Source organism: Pseudomonas sp. NPDC088414, assembly GCF_044753325.1.
Taxonomy (GTDB): Bacteria; Pseudomonadota; Gammaproteobacteria; order Pseudomonadales; family Pseudomonadaceae; genus Aquipseudomonas.
Genome location: NZ_JBIVMY010000045.1, coordinates 17,479 through 42,928 on the forward strand (window position 1 = coordinate 17,479; position 25,450 = coordinate 42,928).

At 61.0% G+C, this 25,450-nt stretch carries 28 protein-coding genes and 1 pseudogene; 13 read left to right on the forward strand and 16 right to left on the reverse strand.

Features of this window, described 5'->3' with window-relative positions; genetic code table 11:
* Positions 1-21: 21 nt before the first annotated feature.
* Complete coding sequence (locus tag ACIP8I_RS25455) at positions 22-333, reverse strand: Mpo1-like protein (RefSeq protein ID WP_400764662.1); 312 nt, start codon at positions 331-333, stop codon at positions 22-24.
* A gap of 164 nt (positions 334-497) precedes the next feature.
* Here ACIP8I_RS25455 and ACIP8I_RS25460 point away from each other — a divergent pair, with 164 nt between their 5' ends.
* Entirely contained in the window at positions 498-1,553 is a 1,056-nt protein-coding gene (locus tag ACIP8I_RS25460; protein WP_202962693.1) for an AraC family transcriptional regulator, read from the forward strand.
* Here the strand turns inward: ACIP8I_RS25460 and ACIP8I_RS25465 are convergent.
* Positions 1,510-2,964, reverse strand: coding sequence for a TrkH family potassium uptake protein (locus tag ACIP8I_RS25465; protein ID WP_400764663.1), 1,455 nt, complete (start codon positions 2,962-2,964; stop codon positions 1,510-1,512). The two genes, ACIP8I_RS25460 and ACIP8I_RS25465, sit on opposite strands and share 44 nt — an antisense overlap.
* Before the next feature lie 121 nt (positions 2,965-3,085).
* Between ACIP8I_RS25465 and ACIP8I_RS25470 the strand changes: the two genes are divergently transcribed.
* On the forward strand, positions 3,086-3,652 hold the full coding sequence (locus ACIP8I_RS25470) for a nitroreductase family protein (protein ID WP_400764664.1): 567 nt from the start codon (positions 3,086-3,088) through the stop codon (positions 3,650-3,652).
* A 191-nt stretch (positions 3,653-3,843) separates the two neighbouring features.
* Here the strand turns inward: ACIP8I_RS25470 and ACIP8I_RS25475 are convergent, their stop codons facing one another.
* The 6 genes from ACIP8I_RS25475 to ACIP8I_RS25500 all read right to left on the reverse strand — a co-directional run bounded on the left by ACIP8I_RS25475 (position 3,844) and on the right by ACIP8I_RS25500 (position 8,353).
* Entirely contained in the window at positions 3,844-5,184 is a 1,341-nt protein-coding gene (locus ACIP8I_RS25475; RefSeq protein WP_400764666.1) for an ATP-binding protein, read from the reverse strand.
* 170 nt (positions 5,185-5,354) lie between these two features.
* A complete protein-coding gene (locus ACIP8I_RS25480; RefSeq protein WP_400764668.1) occupies positions 5,355-5,804 on the reverse strand; it encodes a Spy/CpxP family protein refolding chaperone in 450 nt (149 codons plus the stop codon).
* Positions 5,805-6,080: 276 nt separating this feature from the next.
* Positions 6,081-6,758 carry a response regulator transcription factor gene (locus ACIP8I_RS25485; RefSeq protein WP_108591185.1) on the reverse strand — a complete coding sequence of 226 codons (678 nt, stop codon included), beginning with the start codon at positions 6,756-6,758 and terminating at the stop codon, positions 6,081-6,083.
* A 7-nt stretch (positions 6,759-6,765) separates the two neighbouring features.
* A complete protein-coding gene (locus ACIP8I_RS25490) occupies positions 6,766-7,176 on the reverse strand; it encodes a translation initiation factor 2 (protein ID WP_086794537.1) in 411 nt (136 codons plus the stop codon).
* A 279-nt stretch (positions 7,177-7,455) separates the two neighbouring features.
* Complete coding sequence (locus ACIP8I_RS25495) at positions 7,456-7,755, reverse strand: YciI family protein (protein ID WP_127652342.1); 300 nt, start codon at positions 7,753-7,755, stop codon at positions 7,456-7,458.
* A gap of 1 nt (position 7,756) precedes the next feature.
* Positions 7,757-8,353, reverse strand: a complete 597-nt coding sequence (locus ACIP8I_RS25500; RefSeq protein WP_007966018.1) for a septation protein A — start codon at positions 8,351-8,353, stop codon at positions 7,757-7,759.
* Positions 8,354-8,440: 87 nt separating this feature from the next.
* Here ACIP8I_RS25500 and ACIP8I_RS25505 point away from each other — a divergent pair, with 87 nt between their 5' ends.
* The 6 genes from ACIP8I_RS25505 (at position 8,441) to rluB (ending at position 13,458) form a co-directional block, all read left to right on the forward strand.
* Positions 8,441-9,304 carry a PHP domain-containing protein gene (locus ACIP8I_RS25505; RefSeq protein WP_400764670.1) on the forward strand — a complete coding sequence of 288 codons (864 nt, stop codon included), beginning with the start codon at positions 8,441-8,443 and terminating at the stop codon, positions 9,302-9,304.
* Positions 9,305-9,317: 13 nt separating this feature from the next.
* Positions 9,318-9,947, forward strand: coding sequence for an L-threonylcarbamoyladenylate synthase (locus tag ACIP8I_RS25510; protein ID WP_007966016.1), 630 nt, complete (start codon positions 9,318-9,320; stop codon positions 9,945-9,947).
* Between the two features lie 123 nt (positions 9,948-10,070).
* On the forward strand, positions 10,071-10,769 hold the full coding sequence (locus tag ACIP8I_RS25515) for a ScpA family protein (protein WP_171061841.1): 699 nt from the start codon (positions 10,071-10,073) through the stop codon (positions 10,767-10,769).
* Between the two features lie 11 nt (positions 10,770-10,780).
* Positions 10,781-11,758 (forward strand): SMC-Scp complex subunit ScpB, encoded by a 978-nt coding sequence (gene scpB / locus ACIP8I_RS25520; RefSeq protein ID WP_400764671.1) that lies wholly within the window; start codon positions 10,781-10,783, stop codon positions 11,756-11,758.
* A gap of 145 nt (positions 11,759-11,903) precedes the next feature.
* Positions 11,904-12,095: a DUF1289 domain-containing protein gene (locus ACIP8I_RS25525; protein WP_003222773.1), complete on the forward strand. Its 192-nt coding sequence runs from the start codon at positions 11,904-11,906 to the stop codon at positions 12,093-12,095.
* A 142-nt stretch (positions 12,096-12,237) separates the two neighbouring features.
* Positions 12,238-13,458, forward strand: coding sequence for a 23S rRNA pseudouridine(2605) synthase RluB (gene rluB / locus ACIP8I_RS25530; RefSeq protein ID WP_095139335.1), 1,221 nt, complete (start codon positions 12,238-12,240; stop codon positions 13,456-13,458).
* A 232-nt stretch (positions 13,459-13,690) separates the two neighbouring features.
* On the opposite strand, the gene ACIP8I_RS25535 is transcribed toward rluB, so the two are convergent.
* Positions 13,691-14,656 (reverse strand): leucyl aminopeptidase (aminopeptidase T), encoded by a 966-nt coding sequence (locus tag ACIP8I_RS25535; RefSeq protein WP_027613969.1) that lies wholly within the window; start codon positions 14,654-14,656, stop codon positions 13,691-13,693.
* 71 nt (positions 14,657-14,727) lie between these two features.
* Positions 14,728-14,865 carry a hypothetical protein gene (locus ACIP8I_RS25540; RefSeq protein ID WP_003222780.1) on the reverse strand — a complete coding sequence of 46 codons (138 nt, stop codon included), beginning with the start codon at positions 14,863-14,865 and terminating at the stop codon, positions 14,728-14,730.
* Positions 14,866-15,758: 893 nt separating this feature from the next.
* Between ACIP8I_RS25540 and ACIP8I_RS25545 the strand changes: the two genes are divergently transcribed.
* Positions 15,759-17,177, forward strand: a complete 1,419-nt coding sequence (locus tag ACIP8I_RS25545) for an amino acid permease (protein WP_400764672.1) — start codon at positions 15,759-15,761, stop codon at positions 17,175-17,177.
* Positions 17,178-17,360: 183 nt separating this feature from the next.
* On the forward strand, positions 17,361-17,774 hold the full coding sequence (gene arfB, locus ACIP8I_RS25550; RefSeq protein WP_007965520.1) for an alternative ribosome rescue aminoacyl-tRNA hydrolase ArfB: 414 nt from the start codon (positions 17,361-17,363) through the stop codon (positions 17,772-17,774).
* Here arfB and ACIP8I_RS25555 read toward each other — a convergent pair.
* The 6 genes from ACIP8I_RS25555 to phhA form a co-directional block, all read right to left on the reverse strand.
* Positions 17,771-18,958, reverse strand: a complete 1,188-nt coding sequence (locus ACIP8I_RS25555; RefSeq protein WP_400764679.1) for an MFS transporter — start codon at positions 18,956-18,958, stop codon at positions 17,771-17,773. The two genes, arfB and ACIP8I_RS25555, sit on opposite strands and share 4 nt — an antisense overlap.
* Positions 18,959-19,073: 115 nt before the next feature.
* Positions 19,074-19,256, reverse strand: coding sequence for a hypothetical protein (locus ACIP8I_RS25560; RefSeq protein WP_400764674.1), 183 nt, complete (start codon positions 19,254-19,256; stop codon positions 19,074-19,076).
* A 69-nt stretch (positions 19,257-19,325) separates the two neighbouring features.
* The gene (locus tag ACIP8I_RS25565) at positions 19,326-19,457 is read right to left on the reverse strand and encodes a hypothetical protein (protein WP_400764675.1); all 132 of its coding nucleotides are present in this window, start codon (positions 19,455-19,457) and stop codon (positions 19,326-19,328) included.
* Between the two features lie 269 nt (positions 19,458-19,726).
* Positions 19,727-20,920, reverse strand: coding sequence for an amino acid aminotransferase (locus tag ACIP8I_RS25570; protein ID WP_400764676.1), 1,194 nt, complete (start codon positions 20,918-20,920; stop codon positions 19,727-19,729).
* Positions 20,920-21,276: a 4a-hydroxytetrahydrobiopterin dehydratase gene (locus tag ACIP8I_RS25575; RefSeq protein WP_003222798.1), complete on the reverse strand. Its 357-nt coding sequence runs from the start codon at positions 21,274-21,276 to the stop codon at positions 20,920-20,922. The genes ACIP8I_RS25570 and ACIP8I_RS25575 overlap by 1 nt, the downstream gene beginning before the upstream one ends.
* 118 nt (positions 21,277-21,394) lie before the next feature.
* Positions 21,395-22,186 carry a phenylalanine 4-monooxygenase gene (gene phhA, locus ACIP8I_RS25580; RefSeq protein ID WP_007965510.1) on the reverse strand — a complete coding sequence of 264 codons (792 nt, stop codon included), beginning with the start codon at positions 22,184-22,186 and terminating at the stop codon, positions 21,395-21,397.
* Positions 22,187-22,575: 389 nt separating this feature from the next.
* Between phhA and ACIP8I_RS25585 the strand changes: the two genes are divergently transcribed.
* From ACIP8I_RS25585 to flgG, 3 genes and pseudogenes are all read left to right on the forward strand, one after another.
* A complete protein-coding gene (locus tag ACIP8I_RS25585; protein ID WP_367083798.1) occupies positions 22,576-24,138 on the forward strand; it encodes a sigma-54-dependent transcriptional regulator in 1,563 nt (520 codons plus the stop codon).
* Between the two features lie 352 nt (positions 24,139-24,490).
* Positions 24,491-25,231, forward strand: a complete 741-nt coding sequence (locus ACIP8I_RS25590; protein WP_007965507.1) for a flagellar basal body rod protein FlgF — start codon at positions 24,491-24,493, stop codon at positions 25,229-25,231.
* 45 nt (positions 25,232-25,276) lie between these two features.
* Positions 25,277-25,420: pseudogene (gene flgG, locus ACIP8I_RS25595) on the forward strand (flagellar basal body rod protein FlgG); the annotation flags it as partial.
* Positions 25,421-25,450: the final 30 nt, after the last annotated feature.

The following is a 25,450-nucleotide window of genomic DNA, read 5'->3' on the forward strand; positions in this document are numbered from 1 at the left end:
AGCCTCCGGGTGTGTCGGGTTTCAGAACGCCACGCGGCCGAGGATCATGTCGCGGTACATGACGAAATCGCCGAGCAGGCTGTACAGCGGATGCTGGAAAGTCGCCGGACGGTTCTTTTCAAAGAAGAAATGCCCGATCCAGGCAAAGCTGTAACCGGCCAGCGGCAGGGCCAGCAACAACAGCCATGCGCCCTTGGCGATGGTCATGGCCAGGATGAAAAACACCAGCGTGGTGCCGATGAAATGCAATCGTCGGCAGGTGCTGTTGGCGTGTTCGCTGAGGTAATACGGATAGAACTCGGCGAAGGTATTGAATTGCTTGATGTTTTCCACGACCGCGATCTCTGTGGTTATTGTTCTGACGGCAAGTTGTTCGGCGGGTAGCTTATTTGAGTCTAGAGTGAACACTGGCATCAGCCAGTGACAATGGGCGCCACTTTAGTATCCTTCGCAAATCGGGTCGTAACATGCGATCCATCATGTAAAAGAATAACGCCATGAGCGAACGAACGACTTCTGCAAGCTGGGCGATGGGGATTGTCAAAGCATTGGAGATGGACGGCCTGGATTGCCGGGTACTGTTCAAGCAACTGGGGCTCGATTACGCCGCCCTGAATGATCCGGATGCGCGCTTCCCGCAAGATTCCATGACCCGCCTCTGGCAACGGGCGGTCGAGCTGTCCGGCAACCCGGCGATCGGCCTGAACATGGGCAAGGTGGTGCGCCCGGCCTCGTTCCACGTTGCCGGCTACGCCTTGATGTCGAGCAACACCCTGGCCGAAGGCTTTCAACGCCTGGTGCGTTATCAGCGGATTATCGCCGAGAGCGCCGACCTGAGTTTTCGTCTGCTCGAAGAAGGCTATGCGCTGATTCTGACGGTGCATGGCGATCACCTGCCGCCAACCCGGCAGAGCGCCGAAGCCTCGCTGGCCTGTGCGCTTGGCCTGTGCGGCTGGTTGACCGGGCGCACCCTGCACCCGGTCAAAGTGCTGTTTCAGGGTGACGAACCCGCAGACCTGCAACCCTACCGACAAGCCTTCCACGCGCCGCTGATGTTCAACGCGCCGTACGATGCGCTGATTTTCGAACGCGCCGATATGGAAGCACCGCTGCCCACCGCCAACGAAGCCATGGCGCTGCTGCACGACCGGTTTGCCGGGGAATACCTGGCGCGATTCTCTGAAAGTCGCGTGACCCACAAGGCGCGCCAGGTGTTGTGCCGTTTACTGCCGCAGGGCGAGCCCAAGCGCGATACGGTGGCGCAGACCCTGCATCTGTCGCAGCGCACCTTGCAGCGCCGGTTGCAGGAGGAGGGCACCAGTTTTCAGCAGTTGCTCGACGACACTCGCCGCGAACTGGCCGAGCAGTACCTGGCGCAGCCGAGCATGACCTTGCTGGAGATTGCCTATCTGTTGGGTTTTGCCGATCCGAGCAACTTCTTCCGCGCGTTCCGTCGCTGGTTCGACACCACGCCCGGCGATTACCGGGCGCGACTGTTGCAGGCGCCGATCAATGACGCCAAAAGGCCGGAATACACAGCACAAACACCGTAATGATCTCCAGTCGGCCAAGCAGCATGCCGAACGACAGGATCCACTTGGCCGCATCCGGCAGGGTGGCGAAGTTGCCTGCCGGGCCGATGGTTTCGCCCAGACCCGGGCCGACGCCGGACACGGTGCTGGCGGCGCCGGTCAGTGCGGTCATCCAGTCCACGCCGAGCAGCGACAGCAGCAGGGCGATCACGCAGATGGTGATGGCGAAGAAGAACGAAAAGGTCAGGATCGAACGCACGATCTCTTCGTCGAGCCGGTGGCCGTTGTATTTCTGCTTGATCACCGCACGCGGGTGAATCAGCTGGTTAAGGTTGGCCTTGAGCAGGATATAGGCGACCTGAAAACGGAAGATCTTGATCCCGCCCGCCGTCGAGCCGGAGCAGCCACCGACAAAGCCCAGATAGAAAAACAGCATCAGCGAGAAGTTGCCCCACAGGCTGTAGTCGCCGAGGGCAAAACCGGTGGTGGTGACCACCGAGGTCACGTTCAGCGCCACGTGCCGCAGCGCTTCCAGCCAATGCAGTTTGGTGGTCCACCAATACCAGGTGCCGAGCACCAGCCAGGTCACCAGCAACATGCCGAGCAAACCCTGCACCTGCTGATCCTTGATCAGCGCCCTGCGATTGCCGCGCATGGTCGCGACGTACAGGGTGAACGGCAGGCTGCCGAGGATCATGATGACCACCGCCACCCAGTGCACCGCCGGTTGCGTCCACTTCGCCAGCGACTGGTCGGAGGTCGAGAAACCGCCGGTGGAGATCGCCGACATCGCGTGATTGATCGCATCGAACGGGCTCATCCCGGCCCACCAGAACGCCAGGCTGCCGAGGATGGTGATGCCGACGTAAGCCGCCACGATCAGACGCGCCACCATGTGCGAGCGCGGCATGACCTTTTCCGAGCGGTCGGAGGATTCGGTCTGGAACAGGCGCATGCCACCGATGCGCAGCAACGGCAGAATCGCCACCGCCATGCCGATGAAGCCGATCCCGCCGAGCCAGTGCAGCAGCGAGCGCCACATCAGAATCCCCGGCGACATGGTGTCGAGCCCGCTGAGCACGGTCGAGCCGGTGGCGGTGATACCGGACATGCTTTCGAAGAACGAGTCGGTGTAGCTGATGTGCTGGGTCAGCAAGAACGGCAGCGCGGCGAAAATGCACACCACCAGCCAGCTGCTGACGGTCAGCAGATACATGTCGCGCGGGCGCAGGTGGATGTGTTCGGGGCGGCCGGGAATCACCAGCGCGAGGCCGGCGACGAAGGTGATCATGCTCGCCCAGAGAAACGACGGCAGATCGCCGGTGCGCTCGAAAATCACCAGGGTGGCCATGGGCACGACCATGGCGATGGCCAGGGTGATCAGGAAGATGCCGATGATGAAACCAATGATCCGTAAGGTCGGCAACGCCATGAAGTCCGCTCGGGCTGAAGGAGGAAGGGCGCCATTCTACCCGTGGGGCAGGGCATGTAAACCGGCACCCTGTTGCCGGATACCGCTAGAATAGCCGCACATTTTTCTCTGGAGGTGGCCGATGCAGGCTCTCGACGCGTTGCTCAACCGTGTTTCCGTTCCACGCCTGGTCGAACCGGCCCCTACTGCCGAGCAGCGCGAAGCTCTGTTTGGTGCAGCCCTGCGTGCCCCTGATCACGGCCACTTGCAGCCGTACCGTTTCCTCACCGTCGAAGGCGCGGCACGTGAGCAAATGGGCGAGTTGCTGGCCGAAGCGGCGCAGATGCAGGAAGGCGAAGTCACTGAAGCGATGATCGACAAGGCGCGCAACGGCCCGCTGCGGGCACCGCTAGTGGTGGTGGTGATCGCGAAACTGCAGGACCACGTCAAATATCCGAAGGCCGAGCAGTTGCTGGCGGCGGGGTGTGCGGCCCACGGGATTCTGCTGGCGGCGTATGCGCAGGGGATTGGTGCGGTGTGGCGTACTGGTGAACTGGCGTATTCGAAACATGTGGCCCAAGGGTTGGGGCTGGCGGAAGGCGAAGAGGTGATCGCGTTCCTGTACCTCGGCACGCCACAGAAGGAGCCGCGTGTGGCCGAGAAGGTTGATCTGGCCGAATTCGTCAGCGCCTGGCCGTCCAAGGCTTGAAGATCAAAAGCCCCTCACCCTAACCCTCTCCCGGAGGGAGAGGGGACTGATTGGGGAATGCTCCAGGGATGCGCCGAGCGGAGCGATCTTCGCTGAATCCATAGTCGACACGGCTTGCCAGGTCGATGCAATTCGCATAACACCTCGGTCGGCTCCCTCTCCCTCCGGGAGAGGGCTGGGGTGAGGGGCTTTTAAGGCTGGACAATTGCCCCAGGTACCAACGGCAATTCCAGACTGGCGACAAACCCGCCCTCGGGATGATTGGCCAGCAGCAGACTCCCGCCATGCCGCTCCGCCGCGCGTCTGGCAATCGCCAGGCCCAGGCCATGTCCCGGCGCCGTCTGCCCCGGCGCCCGGTAGAACGGCTCGCCCAACTGGCTCAGATGCTCGGTCTGCACGCCCGGCCCGTGGTCGCGCACGCTCACCACAATCCGCTCGCCCTGACGCGTGGCCTGCATCTCGATTGCCTGATCCACCGGGTTGAAGCGTTGGGCGTTGCGCAAAAGGTTATCGACGGCGCGCTCGATCATGGTCGGCCAACCGGTCAGCGTCAGGTGTGGTTCGGCATCCAGGCGCACGGTCTGCTCCGGCGAGCCAAGTTGCGCGTCCTTCTGCAGTGTGCCGAGCAGCGCATTCAGGTCTACTTCTTCAGCACTGGCGTTGTCGGCATCGACTCGCGCCAGCACCAGAATCTCGCTGATCAGCGCTTCGAGGCGATCACATTCGCGGGTCAGGCGTGGCCAGAGCTTTTCCCGTTCTTCCGGATTGGCCCGTTCCGCCAGTGCCAGCGCAATCCGCAGTCGCGCCAGAGGTGAGCGCAGTTCGTGGGACACGTCGCGCAGCAACTGACGCTGACTGCCGATCAGGCTTTGCAGGCGCGCGCCCATGCGGTTGAAGTCGTTGGCCAGCACGCCGAACTCATCGCGGCGGTTGGCCAGTTTCGCCAGGCTGTTCTGTTGATAGGTGGTCTGCCCCAGATCATGCACCGCGCCGCGCAAACGGCTGAGCGGGCGGGTGATGGAGAAGGTCACCAGCAGGCTGAACAGGGTCAGCACCACCAGCGCAATGCCCAGCGCACTGAGCGGCCAGAGCAGGCTTTCGCGGTGCCAGGCGTCGAGCTCCGGGTGCGGGATGCGGAAGATGAACAGGTAGGTGTCGCCGGTTTTGTCGCTGGTGAATTCGTCGGTCAGACGCCGCCAGGGCAGGCGTCGGTCATCGTTGTTCTGCCGGGCCTCAAACGCCGCGGCGCGGCGCGGGAAGGTGCCGCGCACCACGGGGTCGCCGCTTTCGTTCAGCACCTGGACGTCAATGTGATATTGGCGCTTGCGCTGTTCGAGGATGTCCTGCGCGGCGTCTTCGCCCTGGGCTTCGTAGGTTTGTGTCCATTCGGCGGCCAGGGTGTTGAGGCCCGGATGGCGGCTGAGGATCCACGCGTCCTGATTGAGCATGTGCCCGAGCAAGATCGACAGCCCCGCCACCAGAGCGATGGCCAGCCAGAAGCTCGCGAGAATACGCCAGAACAATGAACGCACAGAAAATCCTCAATCAAACGCGTAACCCCTGTAGGAGCTGCGGCACGCTGCGATCTTTTGATCTTATTTTTCATAAGCAAAATCAAAAGATCGCAGCGTGCCGCAGCTCCTACAGAGGGCGGATGTGAACAGGCCCGACGTGGTTAGCCGTCGGGCCTGTGATTAGAACATTATTGCGCCTTTTGCGGCTGTTGCGCTTTCCACGCCTTGAACTCGGCCCATTCGGCGCGGCGTTCAGCCTGTTTCTTCTGGATCTCGTCGAATTTCTTCTGTTGATCCGGTTTCAGCAGGTTACGTACGTCAGCTTCGGCTTTCTTGTGGTTGGCGGCCATCTCGTCTTTCATGGCTTTCTGGTCGGCCGGGGAGAGTTTTTCCAGGTACTTCTCGACCACCTGGCGACGCTCGTGCATCTGCTCGCCCATGATCTTGCGGATCTGATCGCGCTGTTCGCGGGTCAGGTCGAGTTGGCTGTACGGGCCTTTGCCGTGTTCGCCGTGCATCTGACCGCCGTGGCGTGGGCCGTCGAGCGGGCCACCCATCGGGCCGCCATCCTGTGGCACAGCCATGGCGACGGTTGGCAGAGCGGCAGCGAACATCAGAGCGATAAGAGTCTTGCGCATGGTGTATCTCCTTGTCTCGTTCCCGGTACGTTCCGGATGAGTTCAGATTACGGAGATCAAGGTCAGCGGCGGTCAGCGCTGCGTAAAGCTTGGGTAAAGACGCTTCGTACCCTGCCTGACAAATATCACTGGCACTCCGCCTGTGGCGAGGGAGCTTGCTCCCGCTGGACTGCGCAGCAGTCCCTCTTTTTTGATTTGAAAAACGAGGGCCGCTTCGCTGCCCAGCGGGAGCAAGCTCCCTCGCCACATATAGCATTCAGGCAGGTCTTTCCCGATTTACAGGCTGTAGTAGTAACCACGGCTGCGCAGGGCGACGATCCGCGGGCGGCCGTCGGGGTGGGGGCCGATCTTCTTGCGCAGGTTGCTGACGTGCATGTCGAGGCTGCGGTCGTACAGGGTCAGCTTGCGGCCGAGGGCCAGTTGCGCCAGTTCCTGTTTGTCCAGCGGCTCGCCGGGCTGCTTGAGCAATGCTTCGAGCAAACGACTTTCGGACACGGTGAGGGTCAGTTCTTTCTCGTCGATGCTGACCACGCCACGCACCGGGCTGAAGCTCAGGTCGCCGAGTTCGAGCTGGGTCGACACAGCGGCCGGATGGCTGCGGCGCAGCACGGCGCGCAGGCGCGCGGTGAGTTCACGCGGATCGCAGGGTTTGGCCAGGTAATCGTCGGCGCCCAATTCCAGACCGAGGATGCGGTCCAGCGGTTCGCCGCGGGCCGAGAGCATCAGCACCGGCAGGTCGGCGTGATCGCTGCGCAATTGCTTGAGCAGTTCCAGACCGCTGCCGTCGGGCAGCATCACGTCCAGCACCACCGCCGCCGGGGCGGATTCGGCCAACGCTTTGCGCGCGCTCTGGCCATCGTGGCAGGCGCGTACCTGGAAGCCTTCCTGGCTCAACCAGCTACTCAGGAGTTCGCACAACTCCTGGTCATCATCAATCAGTAACAGCTCGCTCATGACTCACTCAATTTAGCCATTGCCGACGTTTTCGGCTTGCTCCACTGGCAAAGATACCGCACAGCAGCGCCAATAGCGCTACCCCGGCGCCGGTGACGAACCATTGCTGCTGTTCGGTCAACAGACGTGGCAAGGGACTGGCCTGGGCTTCCTTGAGTTGCAGCTTCAGGCGCTGATTCTCCTGGCGCAACCGGGCAAGCAGGGCGCTTTCGCGGGTGTTGTCGGCATTTTGCAGTTGTTTGCTCAATTCTTCCCGCTGCTGCTCGCTGGCCTTCAGGCGCTGCTGCAGTTCGGTAATCTGACTGCCGGCACTTAACGACAATGGCGTGGAGCTGCCGCTTTCGGTGGTTTCCTCACCATGGGCGGGTGCCATGATCGTCAACGTGACCCACATCAGACACAACGGACCTTTGCGCATTGCGATTCCTGCTTGCAAATGGATATTGGGCAGGTTGTCGGCAGGCAAACGAGAATAATGAGCGATTGAGAGCGGTGAGAATAAGGAAGGTTCAGTGCCAGAAGCAATGTCGAGCGTGGTGAGTTGAACAATTTGAGCTTGGGGAGTCATTGTGGCGAGGGAGCTTGCTCCCGCTGGGGCGCGAAGCGCCCCCCGCTTTCCAGCTCATAGGCAATGGGACTGCTGCGCAGTCCAGCGGGAGCAAGCTCCCTCGCCACAAAGTCCCTCGATATTCCTTGGTTACGGCAAGACTTGCTTGAACGGCTTGACGATCACGTTGGCGTACACGCCGGCGGCGACGTACGGATCGGCGTCGGCCCAGGCTTGGGCGGCGCTCAGGGAGTCGAATTCGGCGACGATCAGGCTGCCGGTGAAACCCGCAGCGCCCGGATCATTGCTGTCGACCGCCGGGTGCGGGCCGGCCAGTACGATGCGGCCTTCGCCCTTGAGCACTTGCAGGCGTTCGAGGTGGGCCGGGCGCGCGGCGAGGCGGGCTTCGAGCGAGTTGGCGACGTCGGTGGCAATGATTGCGTAAAGCATGTCAGTCCTCGGTTTTTGGCGTTGTGGTATCGGCGTCATGCAGATGGCGAGACAGGTAGATGCCCTGACCGACCAGGAACAGCACGGTCATGCCCAGGCTGCCGAACACCTTGAAGTCGACCCAGATGCTCTGGAAGGTGAACGCCACGAACAGGTTGGCAGCGCCGCAGAACAGGAAAAAGGCGATCCAGGCGATGTTCAGGCGGGTCCAGACCGGATCCGGCAGGGTCAGCGCGTGGCCCATGATGCGTTTGATCAGCAAGCGGTCACCGATGAAGTGGCTGCCGATGAAGGCCAGGGCGAACAGCCAGTTGACCACCGGGGCTTTCCATTTGAGGAAGGTCTCGCTGTGGAAGGCCAGGGTCAGGCTGCCGAACACCAGGCAGGCGATCAGGGTCAGCCATTGGCTCTTCTCCAGCTTGCGCTGTTTGATGAACAACGCGCCGTAGACCACCAGGGAGCTGATGATCAGCATCGCCGTGGCGCTGTAGATACCGCCTACAGTCACTTGATGGCCAGCGATGTCGACGACCCGTGGATCCAGTTTGTAAACGATGAAAAACAGCAGAAGCGGGATGAAATCGATGAATTGTTTCACAGTGAGAGCCAGAAGCTGGATGTGGCGGCATAATAACAAACATATGGGCGTGCGATAGCGCCAGCTGATTTGAGGTTACAACTCCCCGTGAATGTTGATTTGCACTGCCACAGCACGGCCTCCGATGGCGCCTTGGCGCCTGCGGTTCTGGTTGCGCGTGCGTTCGAAAACGGCGTGCGAGTCCTGGCGTTGACCGATCACGACACCCTCGAAGGCCTCGCCGAAGCGCGCACGGCTGCCGAGGCGCTGGGCATGCAACTGGTCAATGGCGTCGAGCTGTCATGCACCTGGGGCGGCGCGACCATCCATGTGCTGGGCTACGGTTTCGACGTCAACGCCGCGCCACTGGTCGAGGCGATCGCCCGATTGCACGATGGCCGCTGGCTGCGGTCGGAAGAAATAAGCCGCAAGCTCGGCCTCAAAGGTATGCCCGGTGCCCTCGACGGCGCCCGGCAGATCCAGCAGGAACTGGGCGACAGCGGCAACGCCCCGGCCCGTCCGCATTTCGCCGACTGGATGGTGCGCGAAGGTTTTGTAAAGGATCGCGCCGAGGCGTTCCGCAAATGGCTCGGCGCCGGCAAGTTGGGTGACGTCAAGCAGCACTGGCCGACCCTGGAAGACACCGTCGGCACCCTGCGTGCCGCCGGGGCGTGGGTCAGTCTGGCGCATCCCTGGCATTACGATTTCACTCGCAGCAAGCGCCGAAAGCTGATTGCCGACTATATTCAAGCAGGCGGGCACGCCATTGAAGTGGTCAATGGCCACCAGCCTGCGGAACAGGTCGGCAGCCTGGCAATCCTTGCCCGCGAGTTCGGTCTGCTGGTCAGCGCCGGCAGTGATTTCCATGGCCCTGGAGGCTGGTCCGAAATTGGCCAGTACCGGCCGGTTCCCGAGGACCTTCCACCCCTGTGGTGTCGGTTCAAACATGACACAGTTATTGCCGCCGTCTGAACAGGTAGAAAACGTGAGTCAATTTTTCCAGATCCATCCGGAAAACCCGCAAGCGCGCCTGATCAAACAGGCGGTCGAGATCATCCGCAAAGGCGGGGTGGTGATTTATCCCACGGACTCTTCCTACGCCATCGGTTGCCAGATCGGCGACAAGACCGCGATCGAGCGCGTGCGCCGTCTGCGTCAGCTCGACGAGAAGCATAACTTCGCGCTGATCTGCAGTGACCTGTCGCAATTGGGCAACTACGCCAAGATCGACACCGGCACTTTCCGCATTCTCAAGGCGCATCTGCCGGGGCCTTACACCTTTATCCTCAACGCCACCCGCGAAGTGCCACGGCTGTTGCTGCATCCAAAAAAACGCACCATCGGCCTGCGGGTGCCGAGCCATCCGATTGCCCTGGCGTTGCTGGCCGAACTCGGCGAGCCGCTGATGAGCGTGACCTTGATCATGCCCGGCGACGAAGACCCGCTGAGTGATCCGTACGAAATGCGTCAATTGCTCGAACATCAGGTAGACCTGATCATCGACGGCGGTTTCGGCGGGATCAAGGCGTCCACCGTGATTGACCTGACCGGCGACGACCCGGAAGTGATCCGCGTCGGTTGCGGCGACCCCGCGCCGTTCATGGTCGAGGCCTGAATGTCCGCAGTGGAAACCGTTGTCGATCCCCAGGCCGGCGCCCAGCAGGAACTGCCGTTTGCCATGGTCTATGGCCAGGCGGTCACGGAAATGCCGCTGGACCTGTACATCCCGCCGGATGCGCTGGAAGTGTTTCTCGAAGCCTTCGAAGGCCCGCTTGACCTGCTGCTGTACCTGATCCGCAAACAGAACATCAACATCCTCGACATCCCGGTAGCGGAAATCACCCGCCAGTACATGGGCTATGTCGAGTTGATGCAGTCGGTGCGCCTGGAACTGGCCGCCGAGTACCTGGTAATGGCCGCGATGTTGGCCGAGATCAAGTCGCGGATGCTCCTGCCACGCGCCGAAACCGTCGAAGACGAAGAGGACGACCCGCGCGCCGAACTGATCCGTCGCCTGCAGGAATACGAGCGCTTCAAGGCTGCCGCCGAAGGCATCGACGGCCTGAGCCGGGTCGGTCGCGACGTGGTCGTGCCCAAGCTTGACGCCCCCGAAGCCCGGGCGCGCAAGCTGCTGCCGGACGTGGCGCTGGAAGAGATTTTGATGTCCATGGCCGAAGTGCTGCGCCGGGGCGATATGTTCGAGAGCCACCAGGTCAGCCGCGAGGCACTGTCGACCCGCGAGCGCATGAGCGATGTGCTGGAACGGCTCAAGGGCGGTGGTTTTGTGCCATTCGTCGAGCTGTTCACCGCCGAGGAAGGTCGCCTCGGTGTGGTGGTGACCTTTATGGCGATCCTTGAGCTGGTCAAGGAATCCTTGGTCGAGCTGGTGCAGAATGAGCCGTTCGCCGCGATCCACGTGCGAGCCCGAGCCGAATAACGAGTCGAAACATGAACCTGACTGAACCCCGCGAGCTGGCACCCCTGCTTGAAGCCTTTCTGTTGGCCTCGGGAAAACCGCAATCGCTTGAACGCCTCTACGAACTGTTCGAAGAGGGCGAGCGCCCCGAACCGCCGGTCTTCAAGAAAGCCCTGAGCCTGCTGGCCAAGTCCTGCGAGGGCCGCGCGTTCGAGCTCAAGGAAGTCGCCTCCGGCTACCGCTTGCAGATTCGCGAGAAGTTTTCGCCGTGGGTCGGCCGCTTGTGGGAAGAGCGTCCGCAACGCTATTCCCGTGCGCTGCTGGAAACCATGGCGCTGATCGCCTATCGCCAGCCGATCACTCGCGGCGAGATCGAAGACGTGCGGGGCGTGGCGGTCAACACCAACATCGTCAAGACGCTGATCGAGCGCGAGTGGATCCGCATCGTCGGTTACCGCGACGTGCCGGGCAAACCGGCGATGTTCGCCACCACCAAGGCCTTTCTCGATCACTTCAACCTGAAGAACCTCGAAGACCTGCCGCCGCTGGCCGAACTGCGCGAGATGGAAACCGAGCCAGTCCTCGATTTCGACGACGCGCCAGTGCCGCAGGGCCTGCAGGAACAGGCCGACGCCAGTGCCGAACCGGAAGAGCCGAAGGAGGAAACCAGTTTCCATACGCTGTTGCTGGAACTGGACAGCATGGAGGAGGGGATCAAGACCGACTTCGATGACTTGCTGCGGGATGCGGCTGATGGCGAAGCGCGGCCGCCTGAGCCTGAAACCGAGACCGTCGAGCCGACGAGTGAAGTTGAACCTGAGGCCGAGCCTGAAGCCGAACCTGAAGAAGACATTCTTGGCGTCGCCGAAGCCCGGGCAAAACTCTTGGCCGCTGTCGCCGCGCTCGAACAACCGGCGCCGGAGCCTGAACCCGAGCTGAGCGAAGAAGAAGCCGAAGCCCGCGCGCTGGCGGAAGCCATCGAAGCCGAACGCCGCGAGTTCGAGGACTGACAATCAAATTTTCTGAACACTGACGAACCCTGTGGGAGCGGGCTTGCCCGCGATTGCGGTGCATCAGACACAAATATGCTGGCTGACGCTCCGTCATCGCGGGCAAGCCCGCTCCCACAGGGATCAATGTGTTCTGGAGAAAGGTATGAGCTCGACAAAAGACCCCTGCATCAGCCTCTGCAAATTCACCGACGACATCTGCCTCGGCTGTGGCCGCAGCAAGCGCGAGATCCGTGCCTGGAAGAAACTCGACAAGGACGACAAGCGCACGGTACTGGCCGAAGCCGCGCTGCGCCTGATCAAACTCGGTGGCGCCGGTCGGCGGAAAAAGAAATAAGTCGCCCACCATCAGCTAGTCTCTGATGCGCGATGGCGCACATCCGCGTATGATTCGCGACCCTTCGGCGATCCCTTCGCCCGAAAACCAGATTTCAATGCTTCAGGCGCCGCCTGAACAGACCACACCGGGAGGTGCCCAGATGAGTGACATCAATCAGCAAGACGACCAGGAAATCGGCCCAGCAGGCGAAAAACTGCAGAAAGTCCTCGCCCGTATCGGCGTCGGCTCGCGCCGTGACGTCGAAGCCTGGATCAGCCAGGGCCGGATCAAGGTCAATGGCAAAGACGCCACCCTCGGCCTGCGCGTCGACATGCACGACGCCATCACCATCGATGGCAAGGTGATCAAGCGCGAAGAGGCTGCCGAGTCGGTGCGGCGCGTGATCATGTACAACAAGCCCGATGGCGAGATCTGCACCCGTGACGACCCGGAAGGCCGTCCGACCGTGTTCGACAAGCTGCCGCGTCCGAAAGAAGGTCGCTGGATCAACATCGGTCGTCTCGACATCAACACCACCGGTCTGCTGATGTTCACCACCGACGGTGAACTGGCCAACCGTCTGATGCACCCGTCCTACGAAATGGACCGTGAGTACGCCGTGCGTGTACGCGGTGAAGTCGACGACGAAATGATCGAGCGCCTGAAGGCCGGCGTGGTACTGGAAGACGGCCCGGCGCGTTTCACCGATATTCAGCAGGCGCCGGGTGGCGAAGGCTTCAACCACTGGTATCACTGCGTGGTGATGGAAGGTCGTAACCGTGAGGTTCGTCGTCTGTGGGAATCCCAGGGCCTGGTGGTCAGCCGCCTGAAGCGCGTGCGTTTCGGTCCGGTGTTCCTCAACTCTGATCTGCCGATGGGCCGCTGGCGCGAAATGAGCCAGTACGAAGTCGACGTGCTCAGCGCCGAAGTCGGCCTGACCCCGGTGGCGATGCCGCAACTCAACGCCAAGAGCAAGGACAAGCTGGAGCGTATGCAGCGCAAATCGTCGCGGCCGATGGCCAAGACCGAGCGCGTGCGTACCCTGCGTCCAGCCGCTGGCGCGCCGACCGGTCCGCGTCCGAGCCGTGAGCCGCAGATCGAAGGCGAGCGTCCTGGCCGCAAGCCGGTTGCCCGTGATGGCGAACGCGCACCGCGTCCGGCCAACGGTCGTACCGAGCGTGGCGAAGGTCGTGCGCCGGCCGGTCGTGGTACGCCAGTGGCGGATCGTCCTGCCGACACCACCAACAAGCGTCCGGCCAAGCCTGCACCGAAGCGTCCGGGGATCAAACTGGTCGACGGTGACAAGCCATCGGGCAAGCGCCGTGGCGCCCCGGCCGGTTCCGGCCAGCGTCCGGGCTTCGGTCGCAAGAAGCCGGAATAAGGCAGCTGTGAGCTTTGAGCGGCAAGCTTCGAGCTAACACAAAAACGCCAACCGCAGGGTTGGCGTTTTTTTTCGTCTGGCGAAAGGTATGTGGTGCTTTTGAGGGCCTCATCGCTGGCAAGCCAGCTCCCACATGGATCTGCGGTGTTCACAGGATTTATGCAGCGCAACAAAAACCTGTGGGAGCTGGCTTGCCAGCGATGACGCCAATGCAGCCACCTAATATGCAGGATCAGAACACAAACCGCCCGTCAAACACCGGCTTGTCATCCAGCGCCAAAACGCCGCCAGAAAAGATCAGGTCCAGGTGATGACTGCCTTTCGCGCCACCGCCGAGGCCCAGGTGCAGGCCGCAATGGCGCTCCTCGAACCCGGCGTTGCGCGCGTACAGATCTTTCACCCCTTCGTTGGTACCAATCCCCAGCTCCTCGATGCGCCGGTTCGACGGGTTGGCGTCCAGGTACTTGTTGAAGTCATGCTCCAGCCCCGGAACATCGGTGGCGATGCGGCTGATGGTCGAGTTCTCGATCCACAGTTCCAGCGGCGACTCCAGCACGCCGTACTTGCGCGCAAACGGGATGGTGCTGAGGAACGTGCCCTTGAATTTCACATGACCGTTGATGGCTTCGCTGTGGGTGGCGATTTCGCCGGGGGCCAGGTCGAAGTTGCCGACGCCGTTGATGTCGGTCCACTTCTTGATGCTGCTCAGCGGTGTTTCGAACCGCGAACCATGTTCGTCGGTAAAGCTTAGTGTGGTGGCCTGGGACATGCGCTGGATCAAGTGGCTGTTGAGCCCGGCGATACGCTGCGGGGTGACGCTGAAGGTGTCGTAGAAATAGTCGCCGTAATCCTTGAACAGCAGCGACTTCTTCCAGTTTTCCGCCATCACGCCCTGCAGGGCGCGAACGAACTCCGGGCCGTCGGGGCGCGGGTTGGGCAGGGTGGAAGAGTCGTAGAAGAAAATGTACAGATCGCTGTCGGCAATCGCCGCGGTCAGCGTGGCGGTGCTTTCCAGATCAAGGCGTCTGGCGCTGAAGGTGAAGCGGGGATGATCGCCGGCCTGTTCGGCGATGGCGCCGGTCAGGGCTTCGTAATCGGCGGTGTGGCCGAGCAGTACCTTCGCCGAATCGAGACCGGCAAGGGCAGGGTGATGTTCGAGGTAGTAAAGGAAATGCGAGATCGCGCGGGGCTTATCCATGAGTCCTCCCTGACTGACCGTGAAGAAAGCGGCAGGCACGACCGGCCGGATCGTGCCTGCCCGGGGATGTCTTACAGAGGCCACATCGCCGTGCCGAACGGAACCACCGCGTCGGCTTGCATCATTTCCACGGCGGCCTCATGGGTTGGTGCTTCAAACCATTCGTCCAGTTGCAGTTCGGTATCCAAGTCTTTTTCCAGTGCTTGCATGGTCGATCTCCTAGATGACTTTCGCGGTTATGACTGGCCGGTCGAGTTGGCCGGCAAGACGTGAAGAACCTAGTTCAGGGTGTTTTGTAATGCAAAAAATTATTTATTTAAAATTTAAATAAACTTTTTATTCTGTTTTCAAGCGGCAATTTTCTTATTTGAAAACAAAAAACTAAGCGGCAACTTTCATTAGCAAGCTTGCTACCGTCAATTTGCAGACGTCCTACAGAATTTTCCGAAATGGAAAATCTGCGTTACGCCTCGTAAAGAAAAGTTTACGAAAACACCGGTAAAGCCCAGTGGATTTACCCCTTTGCCGACGCTGTAAGGAAAACCTGCCGAAGCCCGGCTGCAAAGGCGTCGCGCAGGGCTCTGGCGCGCTTGTTTCAGCGCTGTTTGCAGGGTGAGATGCGCCTCATGCCTGTCGTGCAGGTGCATAACAAGAAGGAGGCGCAATGAACGCCGAGATTGATCTTCACTTCTCTCCGTGGGGCGGTTTTTCGCTCGTCCCCGTCGATGGCCTGCAAAGGCCTGACTCAATTTTTGCAGCCGCCCGGGCATCTCGAGGCGGACCCACGCAATCCCGGCAAGCGCCACGCTGATCCAGCGGGGTCTGGCAGCAGGGGGTTGGCGGTGTACAATGCGCCGCGTTTTAACTGTGACCCTCTGCGTAATCGCGTAAACCTCAAGGTTATCCGCCTTGTTCACTCCGCCGCGTCACAAGCGTGTCGGGTTCGATTTCGTCACAGATAAAAACAAACAGGTGACGCATGACCGTTGTAAAAAAACTGAATTCCTGGTGCTTGCGCTGGGGTTTGATCAAGGTTGTCTGAAATCGCAACCTTGCAGCAACGTCTACTGAACATCATCAAACCTTGCGTGGGACCTTTTTCATGAGTGGACAAAACTCGCAATCAGGCGAGCTGAAACGCGGCCTGAAAAATCGCCATATTCAACTGATCGCCCTCGGTGGCGCGATCGGTACCGGATTGTTCCTCGGCTCGGCCGGGGTGCTGAAATCCGCCGGCCCGTCGATGATCCTCGGCTACGCCATCTGCGGCTTCATCGCCTTCATGATCATGCGCCAGCTCGGCGAGATGATTGTCGAAGAGCCAGTGGCCGGTTCCTTCAGCCACTTCGCGCACAAGTACTGGGGCGGTTTTGCCGGTTTCCTGTCGGGCTGGAACTGCTGGATTCTGTACATTCTGGTGGGCATGTCGGAGCTGACCGCGGTCGGCAAGTACATCCACTACTGGGCGCCGGACATCCCGACCTGGGTCACCGCCGCCGCCTTCTTCGTGCTGATCAACGCGATCAACCTGGCCAACGTCAAAGTCTTCGGGGAGGCCGAATTCTGGTTCGCGATCATCAAAGTCGTGGCGATCGTCGGCATGATCGCGCTGGGCAGCTACCTGCTGGTCAGCGGCCATGGCGGCCCGCAGGCCTCGGTCAGCAACCTGTGGTCGCACGGCGGGTTCTTCCCCAACGGCGTCAGCGGTCTGGTGATGGCGATGGCGATCATCATGTTCTCCTTCGGCGGTCTGGAAATGCTCGGTTTCACCGCAGCCGAAGCCGACAAGCCGAAGACCGTGATCCCGAAAGCGATCAACCAGGTGATCTACCGCATCCTGATTTTCTACATCGGCGCGCTGGTGATCCTGCTGTCGCTGACTCCTTGGGACAGCCTGCTGGCAACCCTCAATGCGTCCGGCGATTCGTACAGCGGCAGCCCGTTCGTGCAGGTGTTCTCGATGCTCGGTAGCAACACCGCCGCGCACATCCTCAACTTCGTGGTGCTGACCGCGGCGCTGTCGGTGTACAACAGCGGCACCTACTGCAACAGCCGCATGCTGCTGGGCATGGCCGAGCAGGGCGATGCGCCGAAAGGTCTGGCGAAAATCGACAAGCGCGGCGTGCCGGTGCGTTCGATCCTCGCGTCCGCGGCTGTCACGCTGGTGGCGGTGCTGCTCAACTATCTGATCCCGCAGCAGGCGCTGGAACTGCTGATGTCGCTGGTGGTTGCAACGCTGGTAATCAACTGGGCGATGATCAGTTTCTCGCACTTCAAGTTCCGCCAGCACATGAACAAGACGCGGCAGACGCCACTGTTCAAGGCGCTGTGGTATCCGTACGGCAACTACATCTGCCTGGCGTTCGTCGCGTTCATCCTTGGCGTGATGCTGCTGATCCCGGGCATCCAGATCTCGGTGTACGCGATTCCGGTGTGGGTCGTGTTCATGTGGGTCTGCTACGTGATCAAGAACAAGCGCGGTGCGCAGCAGGCGCTGCACGCGGCGAGTGCCTCCAAGTAAGCGCTGAGGCAACAAACGACAAACCCGGCCAATGTGCCGGGTTTTTTATTGCCCCTGTAGGAGCTGCCGAAGGCTGCGATCTTTTGATCTTGATCTTTAAAACAGATCAAAAGATCGCAGCCTTCGGCAGCTCCTACAGGGTTGATGGCGTATCCTGCGGGTTCTGATTACGGATGCTTTTCCATGCTGGTGATTTCCAACAACGTGCATCTGCCGGATGCCGAGATCGAATTGACGGCCATTCGCGCGCAAGGCGCCGGTGGACAGAACGTCAACAAAGTCTCCAGCGCCGTGCACCTGCGCTTCGACATTCCGGCCTCGTCCTTGCCCGAGTTCTACAAGGAGCGACTGCTGGCGCTGCGTGACAGTCGCATCACCAGCGACGGCGTGCTAATCATCAAGGCTCAGCAGTACCGCACGCAGGAAGCCAATCGCGCCGATGCGCTGGAGCGTCTGGTCGAGCTGATCCTCAGCGCTACCAAAGTCGAAAAGAAACGCCGCCCGACCAAGCCGACCCTCGGCTCGAAGAAGCGCCGGCTCGAATCCAAGACCAAGCGGGGCAACATCAAGGCCGGGCGTGGCAAGGTGGATTTCTAGTCTTCGCGGTACTTCGCCGTGTGCTTGTACAGATACACGCTCAACGCCAGACCGCTCAGTGCAGCGAGGGCGGCGAACAGGAAGATCGAAGCAAAACCGAAGCCCGACGCAATCGCCCCGGCCAACGGCCCGGTGATCCCCAGCGACAAGTCGATGAACAATGAATAGGCGCCGACCGCTGCACCACGGCTGGAGGCTGGCACCAGATTCACCGCCTCCACGCCCAGTGCCGGGAACACCAGCGAGAAGCCGAAACCGCTCAACGCCGCGCCGGCCAGCGCCCAATGCGCATCCGGTGCCAGCCACAGCAGCAACAGCCCAAGGGTTTCCACCGACAGGCAGGCAATCGCCACGCGAAAGCCGCCGAGACGGTTGATCAGGTTGCCGAACAGCAGCCGCGCGCCGATGAAGCTGGCGCCGAACAGGCTCAGGCACAGCACCGCGTTATCCCAGTGCCGGGTGGCGTAATACAGGGTGATGAAGGTGGCGATGGTACCGAACCCGATCGAGCCTAGCGCCAGGCCGCAGCCGTGCGGAAAGACGCGACCGAGCACATGCATGAACGGCAGGCGCTCACCGGCGACAATCGGCGCCGCGGTTTTCGGCCACGCCAACAGCAGGCCCAGCGCCGCCAGCAGGATGATGCTGACGCCCATGCTCCACAGTCCCAACTGGCCGACCAGCCACACACCGAACGGCGCGCCGACCGCCAGCGCACCGTAACTGGCGATGCCGTTCCACGAGATGACTTTGGCGGTGTTCGCCGCGCCGACCCGGCCGATGCCCCAGCCGATCGATCCGGAGCCGACCAGGCTTTCCGCGCTGCCCAGCACCAGACGACCGATCAACAGGCTGATCAGGCTGAGCATCGGCAGGTTCGGTGTCCAGGCCGAAATCAGCATGAACACGCCGCTCAAGCCGCAACCGGCCAGGCCGATCATCACCGCGCGCTTGCTGCCCTGGTTGTCGATGATCTTGCCGGCGTACGGGCGGCTGAGCAGGGTGGCAAGGTATTGCACGCTGATCACCAGCCCGGCGATCACCGCGCCAAAGCCCAGATCACTATGGACGTAACCCGGCAGCACCGCGAGCGGAATGCCGATGTTCAGATAGCCGATAAAGGTGAAGAGAACGATAGAGACGACTTGCAGCGTGACTGCCAGGGGTCGCTGGGGTTGTGGCATAGAGGACGACATGGGTAACGATCCACGGCAAAGCAGGATTAGATAGGCTGCTTATGATACCGGCGCTAACGAGTCAGGGGCGGGGAAAAGTAAAACTATTTACCGGGCGCTGGCTTCAGGGTTTGGCCGGGGCGACCAGTTGTGTGGTGACCAGAGCGGCGAGAGCGTTTTCTTCGCTGCCGAAACGGGCGAGCAGGGTGGCCTGCTTTTCCGGGGAGAGGCGCTGCCAGATCTCGATCATTTTCTCGGTGGCGCCGATCAGGACGGCGGCTTGGCTTTCAGAGAATTCGTCGGTCATGGCGGGCTCGGTTTCAGGCAGTGTGGAAAGCGCATCTTAGCGCTTTCCACACGGTCTGTACGGCGGGTTTTACTCTTCGTTGTCGGCCTTGCGGCTCTCGACGGTTTCTTTCGGCTCGGGCTGTTGGGCACCGGCTTGTTGCGTGGTCGTCTGCTCAGGTACGTGCAGGCTTGGGAAGGGGAGATTAGGAATCTCGTGCATGGTTGCGCTCCTCGCTAAGTCTGTTGATAGATCTGGTAGATCCGCGCTTCTTGAAAGCCTGCGCAGGATACAGCAGGAAAAATGACAATCAGACTTTTAATTGAAAATAATGCGACAGATGGCCGCAGGGGGAGGCGCAATAACAAAGGTTGCCGCAAAAACAACTGTAGGAGTGAGCCTGCTCGCGATGGCGGTGTGTCAGTCAACTCATATGCTGGCTGATACACCGCTATCGCGAGCAGGCTCACTCCTACAGGGGTATTGCGGGGTTACTTGCTGACGTTGGCGATGGCCTCGGCCAGCAGTGCCAAGCGCGTGGCATCGATCCCGGCGACGTTGGCGCGGCCTGAGCTGACCATGTACACGCTGTGCTGCTCACGCAGCTGTTTGACCTGCTCCGGTGACAGCCCGGTGTAGGAGAACATGCCGCGTTGCACGCCAATGTGCGCAAAGCGCTCGCGCAAGCCGTGCGGTTCCAGCGCTTCGACCAGACCGCTACGCAACTGGGCAATGCGCAGGCGCATGGCTTCCACTTCGTCGGCCCAGCGGGCTTTCAGCTCCGGATCGGCGAGGATGGTCGCGACCACGGCCGCACCGTGATCCGGTGGCGTTGACCACAGGTTGCGGGCGATGTTGGCCAGTTGACTGCGAATGTCGGTCAGCTTGTCGGCGGTTTTCGCGCAGACAATCAATGCGCCGGTGCGGTCGCGATACAGGCCGAAGTTCTTCGAGCAGGAACTGGTGATCAGCAGCTCAGGCACCTCGGCGGCGAACAGCCGGGTCGACCACGCGTCCTGCTCCAGACCATCGCCAAAGCCCTGGTAGGCAAAGTCGATCAGCGGCAGCAGGTCACGGCGACGCACGACGTCGAGCACGCGCTGCCAGTCGTCATGGTTCAGGTCGAAACCGGTCGGGTTGTGGCAGCACGCATGCAGCAGCACCACGTCGCCTTGCGGCACTTCGTTGAGCACGGCGAGCATCGCATCGACGTCGAGGCGGTTATCGCTGCCCACGTACGGGTAGTGACTGATCTTGATTCCGGCTGCGGCGAAAATCGTCTCGTGGATCGGCCAGGTCGGGTTGCTCAACCACACGCCCTTGCCCGGCAGGCACTGGGCGATAAAGTCAGCCGCCAGACGCAGGGCGCCAGTGCCGCCCGGGGTCTGGGTGGCGCCGGCGCGCTGTTCGGTGATCAGCTTCGAGTCGGCGCCGAGCACCAGCTCATTGATCAGCTTGCCGAACAGCGGGTTACCGTGCCCGCCGATGTAGGTCTTGGTGTCCTGGCTTTCGACCAGTCGCGCCTCGGCGATTTTCACCGCCTCGGGGATCGGCGTCAGGCCCTGGGCATCCTTGTAGACGCCAACGCCGAGGTCGAACTTGCGCGGGTTGGTGTCCTGCGCATAGGCCTCCATCAAACCGAGGATCGGGTCGCCGGGTACCCGGCCGATGGCGTCGAAGTGCATTACTTGCGTCCTTCTGCGGTCTTGGCCACTTCGTCAGTGCGTGCGGCCATGATGAAGTCGTTGCGGTGCAGGCCTTTGATCGAGTGGCTCCACCAGGTCACGGTGACTTTGCCCCACTCGGTCAGCAGACCCGGGTGGTGACCTTCGGCCTCGGAGATCTCGCCGACGGCGTTGGTGAAGGCCAGTGCGTGTTTGAAGTTCTTGAACAGGAAGACTTTCTCCAGCTGCATGATGCTGTCGCGTACTTCGATGTTCCAGTCCGGGATCTGCTTGATCAGGATCGGCAGTTCTTCGTCGCTGACTTGTGGCGCATCGGCACGGCAGGCTTCGCAGTGGGCTTGGTTCAAAGTGGACATGGTGTGATTCCTGAAATCGAGTGTGTTTTTTTTATAGAAGCTATCGGCCCGTCAATGCCGTCACGCTAAACCAAAGTGGCGGCGACTGACAGACTCAATTCTCAGCAAAAGTCGCGGATCACGCGGCTTTCGGTTTTGGCGGAAATTTCGGTGCGTGCAACCCCAGCTGCATGCCTTGGCGAACCATGGCCATGATGTCTTCATGGGCAACGTCGAACAGGCGCTTGAGGTTGGGCAGGACAAAGTACAGCGGCTGCAGGATATCGATGCGATACGGTGTGCGCATGGCTTCCAGCGGATCGAAGGCCTGATGCTCGGGCTCGTCCGACAGCGAGTAAACGGTCTCCTTCGGCGAGGACAGGATGCCGCCGCCGTAGATGCGTTTGCCTTGAGGGGTATCGACCAGGCCGAACTCGATGGTCATCCAGTACAGGCGCGCCAGGTACACGCGCTCTTCCTTGGTGGCCTGCAGGCCGAGCTTGCCGTAGGTGTGAGTGAATTCGGCGAACCACGGGTTGGTCAGCAGCGGGCAGTGACCAAAGATCTCGTGAAAAATGTCCGGCTCTTGCAGGTAGTCCAGTTCTTCGCGGGTACGAATGAACGTGGCCACCGGAAACTGTTTGCTGGCGAGCAATTCGAAGAAGGTCTGGAAGGGGATCAGTGCCGGGACGCGGGCAACCTGCCAGCCGGTGGTCTCACCGAGCACCTTGTTGATCTCGCCGAGCTGCGGAATGCGGTCGTGGGGCAGACCGAGTTTTTCGATACCGTCCAGGTATTCCTGGCACGCACGGCCCTCGATCACTTTCAACTGGCGGGTAATCAGCGTGTTCCACACCGCGTGTTCTTCGGCGGGGTAGTCGATAAAACCTTGCGCATCGGGCTCGCGGGCCACGTATTGCGTCTGCTTCATACTGCTCTCCTGCTAGGGGAATTCGTTCTTGTTATGTCCAGCGATGGCTTCAGGATTACCTGAGAGCGGGGTGGATGCAGCAGGTTGAATGTGCTTCTTGTAGGAAAAGCCGCTGGATTTCGTAAAAAAATCGTTACGCTTTGGCGCGTATCTCGCGTTTGCGGTGATTTGCAGGTTTGAAAACGGCGGTTGCTGTCACATAATCTTGACAACAATCTGCGCGCCTCGACAGAAAAATGGGTTCCGGGCGCACCGCAATACCCTGTGGGAGCGAGCTTGCTCGCGAATGCGCTAGGTCTGACACATCAATGTTGGATGTGCTGACGCCTTCGCGAGCAAGCTCGCTCCCACAGGAGTTGTGTTCAATCCCAATTTTTCGGGTCATTCATATGCGTATCAAAGTCCACTGCCAGAACCGCATCGGCATCCTGCGCGACATCCTCAACTTGTTGGTGGAGTACGGGATCAACGTGGCGCGCGGCGAGGTCGGCGGTGAGCACGGCAATGCGATCTACCTGCACTGCCCGAACCTGATCAACATTCAGTTCCAGGCGCTGCGGCCCAAATTCGAGGCGATTGCCGGGGTGTTTGGCGTCAAGCGCGTCGGGCTGATGCCCAGCGAGCGTCGGCACATGGAGCTGAACGCGTTGCTCGGCGCGCTGGAATTCCCGGTGCTGTCGATCGACATGGGCGGCTCGATCGTTGCTGCCAACCGCGCGGCGGCGCAGTTGCTCGGGGTGCGGGTGGATGAGGTGCCGGGGATTCCACTGTCGCGCTACGCCGAGGATTTCGACCTGCCGGAACTGGTGCGCGCCAACAAGTCGCGAATCAACGGCATGCGCGTCAAGGTCAAGGGCGACATCTTTCTCGCCGACATCGCGCCGCTGCAATCGGAACATGACGACAGTGAGGCCATGGCCGGTGCGGTACTGACCTTGCACCGCGCCGATCGCGTCGGCGAGCGCATCTATAACGTGCGCAAACAGGAATTGCGCGGCTTCGACAGCATCTTTCAGAGTTCAAAAGTCATGGCGGCGGTGGTGCGTGAGGCACGGCGCATGGCGCCACTGGATGCGCCGCTATTGATCGAAGGCGAAACCGGCACCGGCAAAGAGTTGCTCGCCCGTGCCTGCCACCTCGCCAGTCCGCGCGGGCAATCGCCGCTGATGGCGCTCAATTGCGCGGGGCTGCCGGAGTCGATGGCCGAGACCGAGCTGTTCGGCTACGGCCCCGGCGCGTTCGAAGGCGCGCGCGCCGAAGGCAAGCTCGGCCTGCTGGAGCTGACGGCGGGCGGTACGCTATTCCTCGATGGCGTCGGCGAAATGAGCCCGCGCTTGCAGGTGAAATTGCTGCGCTTTCTGCAGGACGGTTGCTTCCGTCGGGTCGGCAGTGATGAAGAGGTCTATCTGGATGTGCGGGTGATCTGCGCGACCCAGGTCGACCTGTCCGAATTGTGCGCCCGTGGCGAGTTTCGGCAGGATCTTTATCACCGCTTGAACGTGTTGTCGCTGCACATTCCGCCGCTGCGCGAATGCCTCGACGGTTTGACCCCGCTGGTCGAGCATTTCCTCGATCAGGCCAGCCGCCAGATCGGCTGCTCGCTGCCGAAACTGGCGCCGGCGGCGATGGATCGCCTCAGCCATTACCACTGGCCGGGCAACGTGCGACAGCTGGAAAACGTACTGTTTCAGGCGGTTTCGCTGTGTGACGGCGGCACGGTCAAGGTCGAACATATTCGCTTGCCGGACTACGGCGTGCGTCAGCCGCTTGGCGATTTCTCGCTGGAGGGCGGGCTGGACGAGATCGTCGGGCGCTTTGAAAAAGCGGTGCTGGAGCGCTTGTATTCCGAGCACCCGAGCAGTCGGCAACTGGGGAAGCGGTTGGGGGTTTCGCACACCACCATTGCCAACAAGCTGCGTGAATACGAAGTCGGTAAAGATTCTGCCGAGTAACCATTGTGGCGAGGGAGCTTGCTCCCGCTCGGCTGCGCAGCAGTCGTAAACCGGATCAATGCGGTTTGTCTGATACACCGTATTGAATGGGTTTGGGGTTGCTACGCAACCCAGCGGGAGCAAGCTCCCTCGCCACAGGTTCTTTTTCTATCTGCACAAAATCGGGATTGCCGCCAAGCGGCATAACACCGCCGGTTTTTCGACTTCGATACATTTCCAGTTCCCCCGCAAAACCCCTCAAGTCCTTTGTTTACCGGGCCGCAAGCCGCCAGAAAAAAGTTGGTCTGCAAATTGCTTATGGCTCAGCAGTACAGCGGTGGGCGGCAAACGTCCGGCATGCAGAGGAAAGAGTGTGGACAAGTACCTTTATGTGGCAATGACCGGCGCCAGTCAGAACGCACTGGCGCAAAAGGCCCATGCCAACAACCTGGCGAACATCTCCACCAATGGTTTTCAGCGCGACCTGGAGCAGGCGCGTTCGATGCCGGTGTTCGGTGACAGCTTTCCGGCGCGTGCGTTTGCCATGAGCGAACGGCCCGCCACCGACTTCACCGCCGGTTCGCTGGTGCAGACCGGGCGTGATCTCGACGTGGCCGTGACCGGCAACGGTTTTATTGCCGTGCAGAACCCCAACGGTGGTGAAAGCTACGTGCGCACCGGCAGCCTCAACATCGACGCCCTCGGCGTATTGCGCGCCGGCAACGGCATGCCGGTACTCGGCAATGGCGGTCCGATCGCCGTGCCGCCGGAGCAGCAGGTCGAAGTCGGTGAAGACGGCACCATCAGTATTCGTGCGATGGGCGAAGGCCCGCGCGTCATGGCGGAAGTCGACCGGATCAAGCTGGTCAACCCGGACATCAAGAACCTCAACAAAGGCCTCGATGGCTCGATCTACACCAAGGACGGCCAGCCGGCGCCGGCCGATGCCAACGTCAAACTGGTGTCGGGTTTCCTCGAATCGAGCAACGTCAACGCCGTGGAAGAAATGACCTCGGTGCTGGCCCTGGCCAAGCAGTTCGAGTTGCACGTCAAGATGATGAACACCGCCAAAGACGACGACCAGGCCATGGCTCGGGTCTTGCAGATCAGCTAATTATCAGAACGTCGCGCCGTAAAACAGGCGCACGAGGAGACTCGACTGCTTCCGGCTCTATGTGTTGCCAAAACTGGTCTGTCCGCCCAGGACACCTTCATGTTGAAGATTTCGAACTACCTGGTGAACGTCTCGACGACGGGTTTCATAGTTGTCCGTGAAGTTTTGCAGGAGCTGGTGTATGAGATCTAGAGGGAGGTATGCGCGGTGTAGAACGAG